The 14,431-nt window shown below is 68.8% G+C and carries 15 protein-coding genes; 12 read left to right on the top strand and 3 right to left on the bottom strand.

Features of this window, described 5'->3' with window-relative positions; all coding sequences use genetic code 11:
- The first annotated feature begins 12 nt into the window (after positions 1-12).
- The 8 genes from GT347_RS07445 (at position 13) to nudB (ending at position 8,263) form a co-directional block, all read left to right on the top strand.
- Positions 13-1,035: a Tim44 domain-containing protein gene (locus GT347_RS07445; protein WP_160551358.1), complete on the top strand. Its 1,023-nt coding sequence runs from the start codon at positions 13-15 to the stop codon at positions 1,033-1,035.
- 115 nt (positions 1,036-1,150) lie between these two features.
- Positions 1,151-1,726, top strand: a complete 576-nt coding sequence (locus GT347_RS07440) for a ubiquinone biosynthesis accessory factor UbiJ (RefSeq protein ID WP_160551357.1) — start codon at positions 1,151-1,153, stop codon at positions 1,724-1,726.
- Positions 1,727-1,777: 51 nt separating this feature from the next.
- Positions 1,778-3,355 (top strand): ubiquinone biosynthesis regulatory protein kinase UbiB, encoded by a 1,578-nt coding sequence (gene ubiB / locus GT347_RS07435; protein WP_160551356.1) that lies wholly within the window; start codon positions 1,778-1,780, stop codon positions 3,353-3,355.
- A 25-nt stretch (positions 3,356-3,380) separates the two neighbouring features.
- Positions 3,381-4,826 (top strand): sodium:solute symporter family protein, encoded by a 1,446-nt coding sequence (locus GT347_RS07430; protein WP_160551355.1) that lies wholly within the window; start codon positions 3,381-3,383, stop codon positions 4,824-4,826.
- A gap of 103 nt (positions 4,827-4,929) precedes the next feature.
- Positions 4,930-5,268: an FmdB family zinc ribbon protein gene (locus GT347_RS07425; protein WP_160551354.1), complete on the top strand. Its 339-nt coding sequence runs from the start codon at positions 4,930-4,932 to the stop codon at positions 5,266-5,268.
- Positions 5,269-5,275: 7 nt separating this feature from the next.
- Positions 5,276-5,908 (top strand): DUF502 domain-containing protein, encoded by a 633-nt coding sequence (locus GT347_RS07420; protein ID WP_160551353.1) that lies wholly within the window; start codon positions 5,276-5,278, stop codon positions 5,906-5,908.
- A gap of 31 nt (positions 5,909-5,939) precedes the next feature.
- Positions 5,940-7,754: an aspartate--tRNA ligase gene (gene aspS, locus GT347_RS07415; RefSeq protein ID WP_160551352.1), complete on the top strand. Its 1,815-nt coding sequence runs from the start codon at positions 5,940-5,942 to the stop codon at positions 7,752-7,754.
- 38 nt (positions 7,755-7,792) lie between these two features.
- Complete coding sequence (gene nudB / locus GT347_RS07410; protein WP_160551351.1) at positions 7,793-8,263, top strand: dihydroneopterin triphosphate diphosphatase; 471 nt, start codon at positions 7,793-7,795, stop codon at positions 8,261-8,263.
- On the opposite strand, the gene GT347_RS07405 is transcribed toward nudB, so the two are convergent.
- Positions 8,260-9,036, bottom strand: coding sequence for a transporter substrate-binding domain-containing protein (locus GT347_RS07405; RefSeq protein ID WP_160551350.1), 777 nt, complete (start codon positions 9,034-9,036; stop codon positions 8,260-8,262). The genes nudB and GT347_RS07405 overlap by 4 nt on opposite strands.
- 11 nt (positions 9,037-9,047) lie before the next feature.
- Positions 9,048-9,812, bottom strand: a complete 765-nt coding sequence (locus tag GT347_RS07400; RefSeq protein WP_160551349.1) for an alpha/beta fold hydrolase — start codon at positions 9,810-9,812, stop codon at positions 9,048-9,050.
- A 108-nt stretch (positions 9,813-9,920) separates the two neighbouring features.
- Between GT347_RS07400 and GT347_RS07395 the strand changes: the two genes are divergently transcribed.
- Positions 9,921-10,799 carry a helix-turn-helix domain-containing protein gene (locus GT347_RS07395; protein WP_160551348.1) on the top strand — a complete coding sequence of 293 codons (879 nt, stop codon included), beginning with the start codon at positions 9,921-9,923 and terminating at the stop codon, positions 10,797-10,799.
- Position 10,800: 1 nt separating this feature from the next.
- On the opposite strand, the gene GT347_RS07390 is transcribed toward GT347_RS07395, so the two are convergent.
- Positions 10,801-12,465 carry a response regulator gene (locus GT347_RS07390; RefSeq protein ID WP_160551347.1) on the bottom strand — a complete coding sequence of 555 codons (1,665 nt, stop codon included), beginning with the start codon at positions 12,463-12,465 and terminating at the stop codon, positions 10,801-10,803.
- 105 nt (positions 12,466-12,570) lie between these two features.
- On the opposite strand from GT347_RS07390, the gene folE reads away from it, so the two are divergent.
- Genes folE through GT347_RS07375 form a run of 3 tightly spaced genes read left to right on the top strand, consistent with a single transcriptional unit; the run spans position 12,571 to position 14,397 of the window.
- Positions 12,571-13,296 carry a GTP cyclohydrolase I gene (folE, locus tag GT347_RS07385; RefSeq protein WP_160551346.1) on the top strand — a complete coding sequence of 242 codons (726 nt, stop codon included), beginning with the start codon at positions 12,571-12,573 and terminating at the stop codon, positions 13,294-13,296.
- Positions 13,293-14,177 carry a DUF429 domain-containing protein gene (locus GT347_RS07380; protein ID WP_160551345.1) on the top strand — a complete coding sequence of 295 codons (885 nt, stop codon included), beginning with the start codon at positions 13,293-13,295 and terminating at the stop codon, positions 14,175-14,177. The genes folE and GT347_RS07380 overlap by 4 nt, the downstream gene beginning before the upstream one ends.
- Positions 14,178-14,190: 13 nt before the next feature.
- Positions 14,191-14,397, top strand: coding sequence for a hypothetical protein (locus tag GT347_RS07375; RefSeq protein ID WP_229722780.1), 207 nt, complete (start codon positions 14,191-14,193; stop codon positions 14,395-14,397).
- Positions 14,398-14,431 lie beyond the last annotated feature (34 nt).

The following is a 14,431-nucleotide window of genomic DNA, read 5'->3' as shown; positions in this document are numbered from 1 at the left end:
GGAAGACCCGAGATGATGAAGATCCTGTCCGCGCTGCTCGTAGGCGTGCTGCTGTTCGGCAGCCTCGACGCCGAAGCCGCCAAGCGCATGGGCGGCGGCGGCTCCTTCGGCCGCCAGTCGTCCAACGTGACGCAGCGCCAGGCCGCGCCCCAGGCGCCGGCCTCCGCGCCGCAGAACGCTGGCCAGAACAACGCCGCCGCGCGCCCCGGCACGCCCGCCGCCACGCCGCCGGCCGCAGCACCGCGCCGCCCCTGGGCCGGCATGCTGGGCGGCCTGGCCGCGGGCCTGGGCCTGGCATGGCTGGCGCATTCGCTGGGCATGGGCGGCGCCTTCGGCCAGATGCTGATGTTCCTGCTGCTGGCCGGCGTGGTGGTCTTCGCGATCAGCATGTTCATGCGCCGCCGCAACCCGGGCAACAACGGCAACGGCTACGCCTTCCAGGGCGCGGGTGCGTCGCCGGCTTCGGCCGAGGCGCCGTCGGCCTACAACCCGGCCAAGGTCGGCAACGATGCCTCGGCCCGTCCCTGGGAAGCCGCACCGGCGGCCTTCGACAGCCGCCCGGCAGCGGGTGGCGTGGTGATCGGCTCGGGCCTCGGCCAGTCGGCGGCTTCGTCGCAGTCGGCGCTGTCCGGCTCGCAGAGCTGGGGCGTTCCCGAGGGCTTCGACACCGAAGGCTTCCTGACCGCCGCCAAGCGCAACTTCGTGCTGCTGCAGGACGCCTGGGACCGTGCCGACATCCCCACCCTGCGCACCATGATGACCGACAGCATGGTCGAAGAGATCCGCGTGCAGTTGAACGAGCGCGAGGCGCAGTCCGGCGGCAAGCCCAACAAGACCGAGGTGGTGATGCTGGAATCCACCCTGCTGGGCATCGAGGATGCGGGCGCCGACTACCTGGCGAGCGTGGAGTTCTCCGGCGTGATCCGCGAGGATCCCTCCGCCGGCCCGAGCCCCTTCCGCGAGGTGTGGAACATGGCCAAGCCCAAGGACGGCAAGTCCGGCTGGCTGGTGGCGGGCGTGCAGGCCCTCCAGTAAGCCCGGCACCCGCCGACCGGCAAGAGCCGCTGACCGCAAGGCCGGCGGCTTTTTTCATGGCCGATCTGCAGCGTCTGCTGACGAGAGCCCGGTATCGGCAAGCCATAATCCGCGGATGGACGCACCCAAGTCTCCCTTCTCGCTGCTCGACGGCCTCTTCGACAAACTCGGCAGCGTGCAGCCGCCGCGCTGGTTCCAGGAGGAGGCGCAGCACCGCCTCGTGCTGCTGCTCAACCATGTGCTGCAGCAGGAGCCCGAGGCCACCGCCCGCCTGGCCCGCCAGAAGAACCGCATCGCGCTGCTGCAGTGGCGCCAGTTCACGCTGCGCCTGCAGGCCACGCCCGCCGGCCTGCTCGACCTGGCGCCCGATGGCCAGGTGCCCGACCTGACGCTGACCATCACCGAGGAATCCCCCTTCGCGCTGATGCAGGCGGCGGTGCGCGGCGACAAGCCGGCGGTGCGCATCGAAGGCGATGTGCAGTTCGCCGCCGAGATCAACTGGCTGGTCGACCATGTGCGCTGGGACCTCGAGGAAGACCTCGCCCGCATCGTCGGCGACACGCCCGCGCACTTCATCGGCTCGGCCGCCCGGCGCATGGCCGAGGCGCTGCGCGGCTTCGTCTCGCGCAAGGGCGCCGCACCCGCGGGTGCGGCCGGCACCACGGCGCCGGCCGACGGCCCGCAGGCCTGATCCTCCTCCTCGTCCCACGAGCCCTTCCGCTTCCCTAGTCTTCAGGTTTTCATGACGCGTTTTCTCCGGGGCCTGGCCATTCTGTGGATCGCCCTGCGCTACGGGCTGGACGAGCTGGTGCTGTCGAACTTCCGCCAGCCCTGGCTGCGCACGCTCACCCGCATCGTCACCATCGGCCGCAAGCTCGATGCGCCGCGCGGCCAGCGCCTGCGCGAGGCGCTGGAGACCCTGGGCCCGATCTACGTGAAGCTGGGCCAGGTGCTCTCCACCCGGCGCGACCTGCTGCCGCCGGACGTGGCCGAGGAACTCGCCAAGCTGCAGGACCGCGTGCCGCCCTTCCCGGTGGAAGTGGCGGTGGCCACCATCGAACGCGCCTTCCGCCGGCCGATCGAGAGTGTCTTCGTCTCCTTCGACCGGGTGCCGGTGGCCAGCGCCTCCATCGCCCAGGTCCACTTCGCCGTGCTGCGCGACCGCCAGGGCCGCGAGCGCGAGGTGGCGGTGAAGGTGCGCCGTCCCGGCATGCTGGCCGCCATCGAGAAAGATCTGGCCCTGATGGCCATGACCGCCGGCTGGGTGGAGAACCTTTCGGCCGACGGCAAGCGCCTGAAGCCGCGCGAGGTGGTCGGCGAATTCAACAAGTACCTGCACGACGAGCTGGACTTCGTGCGCGAGGCCGCCAACGCCGCCCAGCTGCGCCGCAACATGGCGGGCCTGGACATCGTGCAGATCCCCGAGATGTTCTGGGACTTCTGCCATCCCGACGTGATCGTGATGGAGCGCATGACGGCCGTGCCGGTCAACCAGACCGAGCGCCTGCGCGCCGCCGGCGTCGACATGAAGCGCCTGGCGCGCGACGGCGTCACCCTGTTCTTCACCCAGGTGTTCCGCGACGGCTTCTTCCATGCCGACATGCACCCGGGCAACATCCAGGTGAGCATCGAACCGCACAACCTGGGCAGCTACGTGCTGCTGGACTTCGGCATCGTCGGCACGCTGACCGAGTTCGACAAGGACTACCTGGCGCAGAACTTCACCGCCTTCTTCCGGCGCGACTACAAGCGGGTGGCCGAGCTGCATGTGGAATCCGGCTGGGTGCCGCCCAATACCCGGGTGGACGAGCTGGAGTCGGCGATCCGCGCGGTCTGCGAACCGTATTTCGACCGGCCGCTCAAGGACCTGTCGCTGGGCATGGTGCTGATGCGCCTGTTCCAGACCTCGCGCCGCTTCCACGTCGAGATCCAGCCGCAGCTGGTGCTGCTGCAGAAGACCCTGCTCAACATCGAAGGCCTGGGCCGCCAGCTCGATCCCGACCTGGACCTGTGGAGCACCGCCAAGCCCTTCCTCGAAAAATGGATGGTCGACCAGATCGGCCCGAAGAAGCTGTTCACCGCGCTGCGCGAGCAGGCGCCGCACTACGCCAAGCTGTTGCCCGAGCTGCCGCGCCTGCTGCACGACTTCCTGCAGCACCGCACCAAGGGCGGCGACCCGCGCCAGCAGGCGCTGGCCGAGGAACTGCTGCGCGCCCAGCAGCGCACCAACAAGCTGCTGCAGCGCCTGCTATACGGTGGCATGGGTTTTGTATTGGGACTGCTGGTGATGCAGCTCGTGATCCGCGTGCGCATCTTCTAGAAGCCTTTTCTCCTGGGAGCACTCCGTGCTGCTGACCCTTGTTTTCGCCTATCTGCTGGTCACCGTCGCCATCGGCCTGATCGCCGCCCGGCGGGTGAAGAACACCGCCGACTTCGCCATCGCCGGCCGCCACCTGCCGCTGGCCATGATCGTCACCACCACCTTCGCCACCTGGTTCGGCTCGGAGACGGTGCTGGGCATCCCGGCGCGTTTCATCGAGGGCGGGCTCAACGGCGTGGTGGAAGACCCCTTCGGCGCCGGCACCTGCCTGATCCTGGTGGGCGTGTTCTTCGCCGGCAAGCTCTACCGCATGTCGCTGCTGACCATCAGCGACTACTACCGCGAACGCTACGGCCGCCAGGTGGAGGTGCTGTGCTCGCTCATCATCATGCTGAGCTACCTGGGCTGGGTGTCGGCGCAGGTCACCGCGCTGGGGCTGGTCTTCAACCTGCTGTCGGGCGGGGCGATCGCGGTGCCGGCCGGCATGGCGATCGGCGTGGTGTCCATCCTGGCCTATACGCTTTTCGGCGGCATGTGGTCGGTGGCGGTGACCGACTTCATGCAGATGATCATCCTGGTAGGCGGCCTGGCCGTCCTGGCCTTCTTCGCCGGCGACATGGCCGGCGGCGCGGGCAAGGTGATCGACTTCGCCACCAGCCGCGAGCTGTTCAAGTTCTGGCCCGAGCCCAAGCTGCACGACATGCTGTTTTTCTTCGCCGCGGCCATCACCATGATGCTGGGCTCGATACCGCAGCAGGACGTGTTCCAGCGGGTGATGTCGGCCAACGGCCTGAAGGCGGCGACGCGCGGCCCGGTGATCGGCGGCGTCTGCTACATCCTGTTTGCCTTCGTGCCGATGTTCCTGGTGGCCAGCGCGCTGATCATCATGCCGGAGCAGGCGCAGGCCCTGCTCAAGGAAGATCCGCAGAAGATCCTGCCCACGCTGGTGATGGAGCGCATGCCCTTCGTCATGCAGGTGCTGTTCTTCGGCGCGCTGCTGTCGGCCATCAAGTCGACCGCCTCGGCCACGCTGCTGGCGCCCAGCGTCACCTTCACCGAGAACATCTGGCGCCAGTTCCGCCCCGGCGGCACCGACGCCCAGAACCTGCGCACCATGCGCATCACCGTGCTGGTGTTCAGCCTCTGCGTGCTGGCCTATGCGGTGGCCAGCCGCGGCACCTCGATCTACGAGATGGTCTCCGGCGCCTATCAGGTGACGCTGGTGGGCGCCTTCGTGCCGCTGGTGGCCGGGCTCTACTGGAAACGCGCCAGCACGCAGGGCGCGCTGGCCTCCATCGTGCTGGGCCTGCTGGCCTGGGGCGCCTGCCTGGCGTCCAGCCTTGGCGAGGTGGTGCCGGCGCAGTTCGCCGGACTGCTGGGTGCGGTCGTCGGCATGCTGGCGGGTTCGCTGCTGCCGCAGGGCGTGGCCAACCGGCACACGCCGCACCGGCCGGTCGAAGGCCTCTCCTGAGCGGGGAGCGGCGCAGGCCGCGGCTTATAATTGCGGGTTTTCGTCCCGCCAGCCCCTTTGGGCCTGCGCGCCGCATTTCTCGAACACTCCCAGCCCTGACTCCATGCCCTTTTACGCCTACAAATGCGAATCCTGCGGCTTTGCCAAGGACGTGCTGCAGAAGATGTCGGACCCGCAGCTGACCGTCTGCCCCCAGTGCGGCGCCGAGACCTTCCGCAAGCAGGTGACGGCCGCGGGCTTCCAGCTGAAGGGCTCTGGCTGGTACGTGACCGACTTCCGCGGCGGCAACAGCGGTGCGCCGCCCGCCGCGCCGGCGGCCAAGACCGACGGCGGCGACAGCGCCGGTGCCGCGCCAGCGCCCGCCGCAGCGGCGCCCGCGCCGGCCGCATCGCCGGCCCCCGCGGCCCCCGCACCCGCGCCGGCCCCGGCCAAGAAGGACTGAGCCCCGCATGAACGCCCTGCGCAAATGGCTGTTCGCCGGCTTGCTGACGATCGTCCCGCTGGCCATCACCGTCTGGGTGCTGGACTGGATCATCGGCATCCTCGACCAGACCCTGCTGATCCTGCCCGCCGCCTGGCAGCCCGACCGCCTGCTGGGCTTTCACCTGCCCGGCTTCGGCGTGCTGCTGGCGCTGCTGATCCTGCTGGTGGTGGGCGCCATCACCAGCAACTTCGTCGGCAAGAAGCTGGTGAAGTGGGGCGACGCGGTGCTGGGCCGCATCCCGGTGGTGCGCTCCATCTATTCGAGCGTCAAGCAGGTCTCGGACACGCTGTTCTCGGAAAGCGGCAACGCCTTCCGCACGGCGGTGCTGATCCAGTGGCCGCGCGAAGGCGTCTGGTCGATCGGCTTCGTCACCGGCTCGCCCGGCGGCGACGTGGCGACCTATCTGCGCGAGGATTTCCTCAGCGTCTACGTGCCCACCACGCCCAACCCCACCGGCGGCTACTTCGTCATGCTGCGGCGCAGCGACTGCATCGAACTCGACATGAGTGTCGATGAAGCCCTGAAGTACATCGTCTCCATGGGCGTGGTCGTGCCCGTCGGCCCGACCCGTCCCGCTCCCTCTTCCCTGACTGCCTGATTCGCCCTTGTTCGGCGACGGAATTCCTGCCATGGCCATGCGCTCCCACTACTGCGGTCTCGTGACCGAAGCCCTGATGGGCCAAACCGTTTCCCTGTGCGGCTGGGTCAACCGCCGGCGCGACCACGGCGGCGTCATCTTCATCGACCTGCGCGACCGCGAGGGTTCGGTCCAGGTGGTCTGCGACCCCGACCGCGCCGAGACCTTCGCCGTCGCCGAAGAGGTGCGCAACGAGTTCTGCGTGCGCATCACCGGCCTGGTGCGCGCCCGCCCCGAAGGCACGGCCAACGACAGCCTGAAGAGCGGCAAGATCGAAGTGCTGGCCCACGAGTTCGAGGTGCTCAACCCCTCGGTGACGCCGCCCTTCCAGATCGACGACGAGAACCTCTCGGAAACCACCCGTCTCACGCACCGCGTGCTGGACCTGCGCCGCCCCTACATGCAGCGCAACCTGATGCTGCGCTACAAGGTGTCGATGGAGGTGCGCAAGTTCCTCGACGGCCACGGCTTCGTGGACATCGAGACCCCCATGCTCACCAAGAGCACGCCCGAAGGCGCGCGCGACTACCTGGTGCCCAGCCGCGTGCACGACGGCCACTTCTTCGCGCTGCCGCAGTCGCCCCAGCTGTTCAAGCAGCTGCTGATGGTCTCGGGCTTCGACCGCTACTACCAGATCACCAAGTGCTTCCGCGACGAGGACCTGCGCGCCGACCGCCAGCCCGAATTCACCCAGATCGACATCGAGACCTCCTTCCTGGGTGAGGAAGATATCCGCGCGCTGTTCCAGCGCATGATCGAGACCGTGTTCCAGAACACCCTGGGTATCGACCTCGGCGAGTTCCCGGTCATGACCTACCAGGAAGCCGCGCACCGCTTCGGCTCCGACAAGCCCGACCTGCGGGTGAAGCTCGAATTCACCGAGCTGACCGAGCTGATGAAGTCGGTGGAGTTCAAGGTCTTCGCCGGCGCCGCCAACATGAAGGGCGGCCGTGTGGTGGCCCTGCGGGTGCCGGGCGGCGCGCGCGAGAGCGGCGGCATGTCGCGCAGCGAGATCGACTCCTATACCGAGTTCGTCAAGATCTACGGCGCCAAGGGCCTGGCCTACATCAAGGTCAACGAGGCCGGCAAGGGCCGCGAGGGCCTGCAGTCGCCCATCGTGAAGAACCTCGACGACGCCACGCTCACCGAGATCCTGGCCCGCACCGGCGCGCAGGACGGCGACCTGCTGTTCTTCGGCGCCGACAAGGAAAAGATCGTCAACGACGCCATCGGCGCGCTGCGCATCAAGATCGGCCACAGCGCCTTCGGCAAGGCCAACGGCCTGTTCGAGGACCGCTGGGCGCCGCTGTGGGTGGTCGACTTCCCGATGTTCGAATACGACGACGCGGCCGACCGCTGGAACGCCGTGCACCATCCCTTCACCGCGCCCAAGGACGGGCACGAGGACTGGATGGTCACCGACCCGGGCCGCTGCATCTCCAAGGGCTACGACATGGTGCTCAACGGCTGGGAAATGGGTGGCGGCTCGGTCCGTATCCACCGTGCCGACGTGCAGCAGAAGGTGTTCGACGCGCTGAAGATCTCGCCCGAGGAAGCGCAGCAGAAGTTCGGCTTCCTGCTCGATGCGCTGCAGTACGGCGCGCCGCCCCACGGCGGCCTGGCCTTCGGCCTGGACCGCATCATCACCATGATGACCGGCGCCGAATCGATCCGCGACGTGATCGCCTTCCCCAAGACCCAGCGCGCCCAGGACCTGCTGACCCAGGCCCCGAGCCCGGTCGACGAGAAGCAGCTGCGCGAGCTGCACATCCGCCTGCGCAACCCCACGCCGACCGAAGCGGCCTGAGGCCGAAGGACGCGCAAGAGGGCAGGGCGGTCGTGGCCATGGCAGAGCGGCCGCCCAAGATCCCGCAGTCGGTGCTGGTGGTGATCCACACCGATGCGCTCGAGGTGCTGCTGATCGAGCGGACCGACGCGCCGGGCTTCTGGCAGTCGGTCACCGGTTCCAAGGACTGGCCGGAAGAGCCCTTCGAGGCCACCGCGCGCCGCGAGGTGCTGGAAGAGACCGGCATAGACGCAGCTTCGCCCGGCTGTGCGCTGAGCGACTGGTTCCTGGAAAACGTCTACGACATCTATCCGCAGTGGCGGCACCGCTATGCGCCCGGCGTGACCCGCAATACCGAGCACCTCTTCGGCCTGCGGGTGCCGGCTGGAACGCCGGTGCGGCTCAGCCCGCGCGAGCACACGGACTATGTCTGGCTGCCCTGGCAGGAGGCGGCGGCGCGCTGCTTCTCGCCATCCAACGCCGAGGCCATCTCGCTGCTGCCGCGCCTGGCCCGGCCTGAAAAAGCCTAGAAACCTTCGGGCAAGGGCTGCTTGAGCCAGTGCGTGGCCATCTTGCCCAGCGTGCCCTTGGCCTTGATGTCCGAGATGGCGGCGTTGACCTTGTCCAGCAGCCGCTGCTCGCCCTTGGTGACGGCCGCGCAGACGGGCGAGTTCATCAGCAGGAACTTCTGCTCGGGCTTGCGCGCCGGGTTCTTCTCCTGGATGGCGGCGGCCACGATATTGCCCACCGAGATCAGGTCCGACTGGCCGCTGAGGAAGGAGCTGATGGTGTTGCTGTGGTCCTCGTAGCGCTGGATGTCGGTGCCCGACGGCGCCATCTTGCTCAGCAGCTGTTCCTCGATGGTGCCGCGGGTCACGGCCACCTTCTTGCCGGCCAGGTCGGCCACGCCGCTGGCCTTCTGGTCGGCCGGGCCGAACACGCCGATGAAGTAGGGCGCATAGGGCTGGGTGAAATCGACCACCTTGGCGCGCTCCTCGTTGCGGCCGATGTTGAGCAGCAGGTCGGCCTTGCGGGTGCCCATGGTGGGGATCTTGGACTGGGCGGTGACCCGCACCAGCTCGGCCTTCACGCCCAGGGACGCGGCGACCAGGTTGGCGAATTCCACGTCGTAGCCCTGCGGGCTCATGCTGGCGTCCACCATGCCGAAGGGCGGGTAGTCGAGGGTGATGGCCACACGCAGCACGCCGGATTTCTGCACATCGTCCAGGCTGTCGGCGCGTGCGGTGGCGCAGCAGGCCAGGCCGGCCACGAGCAGGGCGGACAGGAGGGGGCGGAGTTTCATGGCGTGCGGTCTCAGACGGTGGCGAGGAAGGCGTGCAGGGCGGCGTCGAAGTCGGCCGGCGTCTCGATCATCGGCGAATGGCCGCTGTCTTCCATGCGCGCCAGGCGACTGTCGGGAATGCCGGCCAGCAGGGTCTGCGCATGCTCGATGGTGCGGCCGGCGTCGTGCGCGCCGAACACCACCAGGGTGGGGGCCTTGATCCTGGGCAGCAGCGGGCGGCAGTCGGTGTCGAGCAGGCTTTGCTGCACGTCCAGCATGGCCTGCAGGGGCGCGTCCATGGCGCGGGACACATAGCCTTCGAAGAAGTCGGCCGGCACGATGCGGAACCAGTGGGAGCTGATCTCGCGCATGTGTTCGTAGCCGGTCTCGCGCAGTTTGGCCATCAGGTCGTGGCCGAGCTGGTGGTTGGTCATCACCGCGCCGGTGCAGACCAGCACCGCGCCGGCATAACGTTCCGGATCGTTGGAAGCGGCCAGCTGGGTGACCACGCCGCCCATCGAATGCCCGCCGATCACCGGCCGCTCCAGCCCCAGCGCATCGGCGAAACCGCGCACCCGGCGCGCCAGGCTTTGCACGCTGTAGCCGTCCGGCGGCGGTGCCGAGCGCAGGAAGTTGTCGATGGCATATCCGCGCCAACCCGCGGGCAGGGCGGCGATGGTGCGCTTCCACAGTTCCGAGGAGCTGCCGAAGCCGCCGTGCATGAAGACGATGGAACGGGGGCCGCTGCCCTGGGCTGCGTAATGGACGGGAACGCCGTCGACCGTGACGATGGGCATGGAGCTTGCGCGCGAGTGTTAAAACGATGGCCCCAGCCTAGGGCCCGCCCCAGGACGCGACAACGTGCAATTTCGTGAATTGACTCGAAAACAAGACTTTCGCCGCCCATGAGCGCCGTGCAGTTCCCCCATATCGGCGAGCGCCTGCGCGCGCGGCGGCTCGGCGCCGGGCTGAGCACCGAGGCGGTGGCGCAGGCCGCCGGCATCTCGCGGGCGCTGCTCTACCGCTACGAGGCGGGCGACGTGGTCAAGCTGGAGGTGCTGGAGCGACTCGCCCGGCTCTACGACACCTCCACCGGCACGCTGCTGGGCCTGGGCAACGAATACATCACCCACGGCATGCTGTTCTTCGAGCGGGTGCAGCGGCTGGAGGAAAGCGCGCTGCAGATGACCACCGTGTTCGGTCCGCAGGCCTATGTGCTCAGTTCGGCCGAATACGACAGCGCCCTGGCCGAGCGCCTGGGCGACGACCGCGACGGCCAGACGGCGCTGCAGCCGCTGGAAGTGCAGCGCCTCATGCAGCTGCTGACCCGGCGCAAGGCGGCCTTCGAGCGCCTGCGGCCGGGCTTCATCAACATCATCCCGGTCAGCGACATCGAGCACTACCTGCGCCACGGCCTGGGCGGCCATGCCCACCAGAGCGAGGCCGATCGTCTGAAGAAGCGCCAGGCCGCTCGGCGCGAGATGGAACGGCTGGCCGCCATGATCGCCTCGCCGCGCATGGGCCTGCAGATCGCCCTGACCAGCCAGCCCCTGCCCACCAGCGGTTTCCAGCTGGTGCAGTCGGCCGGCCGGCAGGTGGTGGTGACCAGCCCCTTTCGCATCGTCGAGCCGACCAATCTGCATTACGGCGTGGCCATGGTCAGCGAGGACGAGCAATCCCTGCGCCTGCACCAGACCCTGGCCAACCGGCTGTGGGAGACCGGCCTGCGCGGCGCGGCGGCGGGCGCCGAACTGGCCCGCCTGCTGCGCGAGAACCCGGCCTGAGCTATACGGCCTGCGTCTCGGCCGCCGGCACCTTCATGCGCAGGTTGAGGCCGCCGGGCTGGCGGTGCCGGTCCTGCGTGAGGGAAGCGCGGCGCGGCTGGGTGCCGCAGGCTGCGCGCAGCGCATCGACCTGCTTCTTCAGCGACTCGGGATCGCGGATCTTGCTGCCATGGCGCGTCAGCATCTGCTGGGCGATGTCGGCCAGCTTGATGTTGAGGGTGCTCTGGCCGGCGGCGATCAGGCCGCGCACCGCGCCGGTCGGGTCGCCGTTGAGGCTCAGCGCCATCGCCGACTCGGCCATCTTGTTGACCTTGGCATGGGCCTGGCGCAGCGCGGTGGCATGCGGCTCGTGGGCCGGACAGGCACAGGCCAGCAGCTCGCCCAGGCTGCGCGAGCTGGCGAAACGCAGGCCGATCTCCTCGATCCAGCCATCGGCCTCGCGCAGGTCGATGGAGGTGGAGACAGTGACCGCCAGCACACCGGCGAGGTTGCCGGCGGCCTCGAACTCGAAGCTGGGCGCGCGGATCTCGGCGGCCATCTGGCGCACCGCGTCGATGGCGGCGGAGAACTGGCGTGCGCGGATCAGCTGCAGGGCCGCCACCACGGCCATGGCGCGCTGCAGCCGGCGGTCGTCCGGGGATTTCTCGCGCAGCCGGGCGAAGTCCGACAGGCAGCGGTCCAGGCCCTTGCGGTCGGCGATCTGCAGGTTGGCGAAGGCCAGCAGCACCAGGGTCTGCGGATCGAACATCTTGGAGTCGCCGCCGACGATGGCGGCGCGCGCCATCACCCGGGCGGCGGTGGCCATGTCGCCCATGTAGTAGGCCATCATTCCGTACTTCTGCAGCCGCGCCACCGAGCCGGGCGTGAGTTCGGCGGCCATGCGGTAGGTCTCCAGCGCCTCGTCGAACTTGCCGAGGTCGACCTGGGCGCTGCCCATCACGTCGTAGGCATCGGCATAGGTGTTGTCGTCGCCGATCAGGCGGTCGAGGGTGGTCATGGCGCGGCCGGTCTGGCCGGATTCCAGCTGGGCGCGCGCCACGCCCAGCTTGGCCCAGGGCAGGGTCTTGGCGGCGATGACGGTGAGGAAGAGCTCCTGCGCCTCCTCGAAGCGCTGGGTGCGCAGCAGCAGCTCGGCGCCGATGCGCGCGGCGTACAGCCAGTAGGGGCCGCGGTTCTGGAAGCGCTCCATGCAGAGGGTGGCGGCGAGTTCGAAGTCCTGTCCCTCGATTGCCGTAAATATGGGCTTGAGGTGGGCCTTGCGCACCCGCGCCACATGCAGCCGGTCGAACAGGGTGGTGGCGGTGAAGGGCTTGAGCAGGTAGCCGTCGAGGGCGGATTCGGCCGCCTCGGCCACGCTGGAATAGGAGGCCTCGCCGGTCACCATGAAGAACACGGTGGAGAAGGGCAGCAGCTGGGCGCGGCGCAGGTCGTCGAGCAGGCCCTGGCCGGACTGGGCCACGTCGTAGAAGAGCTGCTCGCACAGCACGAAGTCGTAGCGGCCGTGCTCCAGCTTCACCCGGGCATCGACCACCCGGTGGCATTGCGACACCTTGCCGACGCCGTATTCGCGCAGCTGGGAGACCAGGATGCTGCGCGAGGTGGGATTGCCGTCGATGACCAGCGCGCGCGCTTCGGAGATGGGTGACAGGACGGGACCGTTGTTCATGGGGGGCAGGTGGTCGGCAACAGGTCTCGCAGTGAAGGGCGGTGTGAAGCAAAGCGCATGCCCGTGTTTCCCACGGGCCTTGGCGCTTGCCGCTAACATCGCCCGATGCTACAGAAGGCCGATGCTCCCATGAACGCTGAACATCCCGAACGCGACGAAGGCGTGCCCGTTTCCGTCAAGATCCGTGAAAGACTGCATGCCGCCGGCCAGCGCTTTCATGCCAACGACAACATCGCCGGCTTCATCGAGCCGGGCGAACTCGAGTCGCTGCTCGACGAGGTCGAGGAGAAGATGAAGCATGTGCTGAGCAGCCTCGTGATCGACACCGAACACGACCACAACACGGCCGACACCGCCCGCCGGGTGGCCAAGATGTATCTCAAGGAAGTCTTCGCCGGCCGTTATGTGGAGCCGCCGCGGATCACCGAATTCCCCAACGCCGAGCAGTTGAACGAGCTGTTGATCGTCGGCCCGATCACCGTGCGCAGCGCCTGCAGCCACCATTTCTGCCCGGTGATGGGCCGCATCTGGCTGGGCATCATGCCCAACCGCAGCTCGAATGTGCTGGGCCTGTCGAAGTACGCCCGCATCGTCGACTGGATCATGAACCGGCCGCAGATCCAGGAAGAGGCGGTGGTGCAGCTGGCCGATGTGATCGAGAAGAAGGTGCAGCCCGACGGCCTGGCCGTGGTCATGGAGGCCAGCCATTTCTGCATGTCCTGGCGCGGCGTGAAGGAGAAGGACGCGAAGATGATCAACTCGGTCATGCGCGGCTCCTTCCTGAAGGACACGGCGCTGCGCCGTGAATTCCTGTCGCTGATCCCGCGTTGAGCCCGGCGGCGCCGCTGCTCTTCGGCTGCGACTTCAGCAGCGCGCCGAGCCGGCGCAAGCCCATCGTCGTGGCGCGCGGCCGCCGTTCCGGGCCGCAGGTGCTGCTGGAAGGGCTGGAGCGCTTCGAGACCCTGCAGGCCTTCGCCTCCTGGCTGGCCGCGCCCGGCCGCTGGATCGGCGGCTTCGACCTGCCCTTCGGCCTGCCGCGCGAGCTGCTCGAATCGCTCGGCTGGCCGCTCGACTGGGCAGCCAGCATGGACCATTACGCCAGCCTGGACCGCGCCACCATCCGCTCGACCTTCGCCGCCTTCTGCGATGCCCGGCCGGTCGGCGGCAAGTTCGCCCACCGGACCACGGACGGGCCGGCCGGCTCCAGTCCGTCGATGAAATGGGTCAATCCGCCGGTGGCCTTCATGCTGCATGCCGGCGTGCCGCTGCTGCGCGCCGCCGGGGCCCATCTGGCCGGTGTCGAGCCACATGCGGCCGAGGCCGGCAAGGTGGCGCTGGAAGCCTATCCGGGCTTGCTGGCGCGCGCCGTGCTGGGCCGGCGCAGCTACAAGAGCGACGACATCGCCAAACAGACACCCGAGCGTTTGATCGCCCGCAAGGACCTGCTGGCCGCGCTGGAAACCGGCGCACCCGCCACCGCCGCGCTGCTGGGCGGCCTGCGGCTGAAGCTGCGCATGGCCCAGCACGACGCCCTGGTGGCCGATGCCAGCGGCGACAGCCTGGATGCCACGCTCTGCCTGCTGCAGGCGGCCTGGGCCGCGCGCCAGCACGAGGCCGGGGCGCCGCGCTACGGCCTGCCGGCCGAGCTGGATCTGCTGGAGGGGTGGATCGTCGGTGCTCCCGAAACGCCTGCCGCGGACAAGGCGCCTTAGGCTGCGCACATCCATGTACAGCCGCCTCGCCATCGCCGTCCTGCTCTGCGCCTGCGCCGCCATCGCAAGGGCCGCGCCGGCGCCCTGGTACCGCTGGCGCAGCCTGGCCAACGGCAGCGAGGCCTGTGCGCAGGCTTCGCCCGGCGCCGGCTGGCAACGCGTCGAAGGCCCTTTCATCGACGCCGCCTGCCGCCGGCCGCTGCGCATCGTGCCGCTGTGAAACGCCGAAGCGGCCACTGACCCGGTCACGGCCC

The organism is Xylophilus rhododendri, from assembly GCF_009906855.1.
Lineage (GTDB): Bacteria > Pseudomonadota > Gammaproteobacteria > Burkholderiales > Burkholderiaceae_C > Xylophilus > Xylophilus rhododendri.
The sequence above is the reverse complement of the archived record's forward strand: the minus strand, read 5'-3'. Positions and strand labels throughout refer to the sequence as shown.

Bases quoted from the DNA above. Each gene is read 5' to 3' on its own strand.
- GT347_RS07445 (WP_160551358.1), top strand. From the start codon at position 13: ATGATGAAGATCCTGTCCGCGCTGCTCGTAGGCGTGCTGCTGTTCGGC.
- GT347_RS07440 (WP_160551357.1), top strand. From the start codon at position 1,151: ATGGACGCACCCAAGTCTCCCTTCTCGCTGCTCGACGGCCTCTTCGAC.
- ubiB (WP_160551356.1), top strand. From the start codon at position 1,778: ATGACGCGTTTTCTCCGGGGCCTGGCCATTCTGTGGATCGCCCTGCGC.
- GT347_RS07425 (WP_160551354.1), top strand. From the start codon at position 4,930: ATGCCCTTTTACGCCTACAAATGCGAATCCTGCGGCTTTGCCAAGGAC.
- GT347_RS07420 (WP_160551353.1), top strand. From the start codon at position 5,276: ATGAACGCCCTGCGCAAATGGCTGTTCGCCGGCTTGCTGACGATCGTC.
- aspS (WP_160551352.1), top strand. From the start codon at position 5,940: ATGGCCATGCGCTCCCACTACTGCGGTCTCGTGACCGAAGCCCTGATG.
- nudB (WP_160551351.1), top strand. From the start codon at position 7,793: ATGGCAGAGCGGCCGCCCAAGATCCCGCAGTCGGTGCTGGTGGTGATC.
- GT347_RS07405 (WP_160551350.1), bottom strand. From the start codon at position 9,036: ATGAAACTCCGCCCCCTCCTGTCCGCCCTGCTCGTGGCCGGCCTGGCC.
- GT347_RS07400 (WP_160551349.1), bottom strand. From the start codon at position 9,812: ATGCCCATCGTCACGGTCGACGGCGTTCCCGTCCATTACGCAGCCCAG.
- GT347_RS07395 (WP_160551348.1), top strand. From the start codon at position 9,921: ATGAGCGCCGTGCAGTTCCCCCATATCGGCGAGCGCCTGCGCGCGCGG.
- GT347_RS07390 (WP_160551347.1), bottom strand. From the start codon at position 12,465: ATGAACAACGGTCCCGTCCTGTCACCCATCTCCGAAGCGCGCGCGCTG.
- folE (WP_160551346.1), top strand. From the start codon at position 12,571: ATGCTACAGAAGGCCGATGCTCCCATGAACGCTGAACATCCCGAACGC.
- GT347_RS07375 (WP_229722780.1), top strand. From the start codon at position 14,191: ATGTACAGCCGCCTCGCCATCGCCGTCCTGCTCTGCGCCTGCGCCGCC.